Annotated in this window: 3 protein-coding genes; 2 read left to right on the forward strand and 1 reads right to left on the reverse strand. The window is 73.3% G+C overall.

Features of this window, described 5'->3' with window-relative positions; translation table 11 throughout:
- Positions 1-713: 713 nt before the first annotated feature.
- The gene (locus ACTUAL_RS04410; RefSeq protein WP_096492113.1) at positions 714-1,514 is read right to left on the reverse strand and encodes an inositol monophosphatase family protein; all 801 of its coding nucleotides are present in this window, start codon (positions 1,512-1,514) and stop codon (positions 714-716) included.
- 94 nt (positions 1,515-1,608) lie between these two features.
- On the opposite strand from ACTUAL_RS04410, the gene ppgK reads away from it, so the two are divergent.
- A complete protein-coding gene (gene ppgK, locus ACTUAL_RS04415; protein ID WP_096492112.1) occupies positions 1,609-2,370 on the forward strand; it encodes a polyphosphate--glucose phosphotransferase in 762 nt (253 codons plus the stop codon).
- 181 nt (positions 2,371-2,551) lie between these two features.
- Positions 2,552-3,679: RNA polymerase sigma factor (locus ACTUAL_RS04420; RefSeq protein WP_440899355.1), on the forward strand; the 1,128-nt coding region annotated here is incomplete at its 3' end.

The raw sequence follows: 3,679 nt of genomic DNA on the forward strand, positions 1-3,679 counted from the left end.
GGGTCGGGAGGGCCGGGGACCGGGGCGGGGGCGCTCAGGACGGGAAGGCCCCAGAACGCGCCAGGACCGTTTGACGCCCGCGCGGCCACAGGGAGGTCGCCGACGCGCCACGAGGCCCGGTGGGGCCACCTGGGGGCCCGCAGGAGTGCGGACCGCGCCCGCCGGACCACCTGACCGCGCGGCTGGCCGACCGCCGGACCCGCTCGACCGCGCACCGCGGGCGCGGACGACCACGGGCACCGCCGACCGCCTGGGCCCCGTCCGGTCGCCGGACCGCCCGGTCAGCGGGCCTCTGACCGCACGCCCGCCAAGCGCTTGCGCCCCACTCGGCCACCCGACCACCCGGCCGGCCAGCGGTTCAGCGGGCTTCTGACCACGGGCGCCGCCACCCGCCTGGGTCCCGCCCGGTCGGTGGGCTCTGCCCTCGCGCTCGCCAAGCACCTGTGCCGCACTCGGCCGCCCGACCACCCGGCCGACCCGGTCAGCGGGCCCGGACCGCGCGCCCGCCCGCGCCCGCGCCCCACCCGACCACCCGGCCGGCCGGTCAGCGGGGTTCTGACCACAAGCACCGCCAACCGCCCGCGCCCCGCCCGGTCGCCCGACCACCCGACTGATCCGGCCGCCCGACTGATCCGGTCAACGGGCCCTCAAGCGCCCGCCAGCCTCAGTCCCGCCCGGCGCAAGCCCACCCGGCGCAGGCCCGCCACCGCCTGTCAGACCTCGCCGAACCCCGCGTCGACCAGCGCCGTCCGCAGGGCGTCCGCGATCGACGGGGCCGCCGCGAAGGTCGCGTCCGCGCCCAGCTCCGGCGCCTCGCCCGGCAGCAGCACCACCGCGCCCGCCTCACGGGCCAGCAGCGCGCCGCCCGCCCAGTCCCACCGGCCGAGCGAGTGCTCGGCGTACGCGTCCAGCCTGCCCGCCGCCACCGCGCACAGGTCCAGCGACGCCGCGCCCGCCCGGCGGATGTCGCGCACCACCTCGGACAGCGCCGCCCAGGTCTGCGCCTGCCGCCGCCTGCGCTCCGCGCGGTACGCGAACCCGTAACCCAGCAGGGTGACGTCCAGGCGTTCCGGCGCGGACACCCGCAGCGGGACGCCGTCCAGGAACGCGCCGCCGCCGCGCGAGGCCGTCCAGACCCGGCCGGACGCGGGCTCGACCACCGCCGCCGCGACCGACTCGCCGTCCTCCTGCGCCGCGACCGACACCGCGTAGTGGGGGATGCCGTAGAGGTAGTTGACGGTGCCGTCGATCGGGTCCACGACCCACGTGAGCCCGTCGAGCGCCGCCTCGCCGCCCTCCTCCTCGCCGATCACCGGCTCACCCGGACGAAGTTCACCCAGACGGGCGCGGACCAATCGCTCGGACGCGCGGTCGGCCTCGGTGACCACGTCCGTGATGGTGGACTTGGTGTCCACCAGGGACACCGCCTGGTCCCGACTGGTGCGAACGAGCTCACCCGCCTCGGTGGCCACCCGCACCGCGACGTCGACCAGGGCCCGGTGATCGAAAGGCACGTGCTCCTCCTGCGTCACTCCAACGGGACTACCGAACGTGGCCAGGCTAGTGTCTTCGGCCACGGCATCTGAATCGAGTAGGAAGGCCACGGGGATGGTCATGACCCGCGGGTTCGGCGTGGACATCGGCGGCTCGGGCATCAAGGGCGGTCTGGTGGACCTGGAGATGGGCGCGCTGGACGGTGAGCGGCTGCGCATCGCCACGCCGCAGCCGTCCACGCCGGACGCGGTAGCCGACGTGGTCGCGGAGATCGTGGAGAAGTTCGGCTGGGACGGCCCGGTCGGCATCACCCTCCCGTGCGTGGTCAAGCGCGGTGTCGCGCTGTCCGCGGCCAACGTCGACAAGGGCTGGATCGACACCGACGCGCAGGCGCTGTTCGCGCGCAGGCTCGGTCGGGCCGCCGACCAGGTGGTGGTGCTCAACGACGCGGACGCGGCGGGCGTCGCCGAGATGGAGTTCGGCGCGGGGGTGGGCAAGGACGGCCTGGTCGTGCTGCTGACCTTCGGCACCGGCATCGGCAGCGCCGTGTTCCTGGACGGCAAGCTCGTCCCCAACACCGAGTTCGGCCACCTGGAGGTGGACGGGCACGACGCGGAGAAGCGCGCCGCGGCCTCGGTGAAGGAGGACAAGGGGCTGTCCTGGGCCGAGTGGGCGCCCAGGGTCTCCCGGTACGTCAACGTGCTGGAGAACTTGATCTGGCCCGACCTGGTCATCGCGGGCGGCGGGGTGAGCAAGAAGGCGGAGAAGTGGCTCCCCCTGCTGGAGGTCCGCACCCCGGTCGTGGCCGCCGCGCTGAAGAACGACGCGGGCATCGTCGGGGCCGCGGTGGCCGCCACCAGGGGCTTCCAGCACTGATCACCTGCGGTTCTCGTCGAGTTCCGCACCTCGGGATCGCGTGCCCGAGCGGCTTCGTCCAGGCCGGTGCGCAACGGCACGCGCTTTCCGTCGTTACAATGGAACGGTGCCCCTCCCGGCCTCAGACCGGCGGGCGCTCCCCCATACTCCGGCGGCCGAGGATCGCGCGCCTCGGCCTGCCTTGATCGACAGTCGTGAAAGGGCGTACGTGGCAGCCGCGAAGACGACTCAGGCAGCGAAGGCTGATGCCGAGGAGACGCCCAAGGCCACCTCGGCGAGGAAGGCTCCGGCGAGGAAGCCGGCAGCGAAGACCGCCGCGGCGGGCAAGACGACAGCACGCGCGCCGCGCAAGACTGCCGCCAAGGCCGCCGCGGGTTCCCCCAAGGCGAAGAAGGCCGGCGAGGGCGACGAGCCCGAGGACATGGAAGGCGCCCCCGGCGACGAGGATCTCGTAGACGACGTCGAGCTGATCGACGAGCCCGTCGAGGAGGAGCCCGCCGAGGAGGAGAACGCCAAGCCCGGCGAGGGCGACTTCGTCTGGGACGAGGAGGAGTCGGAGGCGCTGCGGCAGGCCCGCAAGGACGCCGAGCTCACCGCCTCGGCCGACTCGGTCCGCGCCTACCTCAAGCAGATCGGCAAGGTCGCGCTGCTCAACGCGGAGGAGGAGGTCGAGCTCGCCAAGCGCATCGAGGCAGGCCTCTACGCCGCCGAGCGGCTGCGCCGGGCCGAGGACGAGAGCGAGAAGCTCACCCCGCAGATGCGGCGCGACCTGCGCTGGATCGTCCGCGACGGCGAGCGCGCCAAGAACCACCTGCTGGAGGCCAACCTCCGCCTGGTGGTGTCGCTGGCCAAGCGCTACACCGGTCGCGGCATGGCGTTCCTGGACCTGATCCAGGAGGGCAACCTGGGTCTGATCCGCGCGGTCGAGAAGTTCGACTACACCAAGGGCTACAAGTTCTCCACGTACGCCACGTGGTGGATCCGCCAGGCGATCACCCGCGCGATGGCCGACCAGGCCCGCACCATCCGCATCCCGGTGCACATGGTCGAGGTCATCAACAAGCTCGGCCGCATCCAGCGCGAGCTGCTCCAGGACCTGGGCCGCGAGCCCACGCCGGAGGAGCTCGCGAAGGAAATGGACATCACGCCCGAGAAGGTGCTGGAGATCCAGCAGTACGCGCGTGAACCCATCTCGCTGGACCAGACGATCGGCGACGAGGGCGACAGCCAGCTCGGTGACTTCATCGAGGACTCCGAGGCCGTGGTGGCCGTGGACGCGGTGTCGTTCACGCTGCTCCAGGACCAGCTG

The organism is Actinosynnema sp. (genome assembly GCF_052038725.1).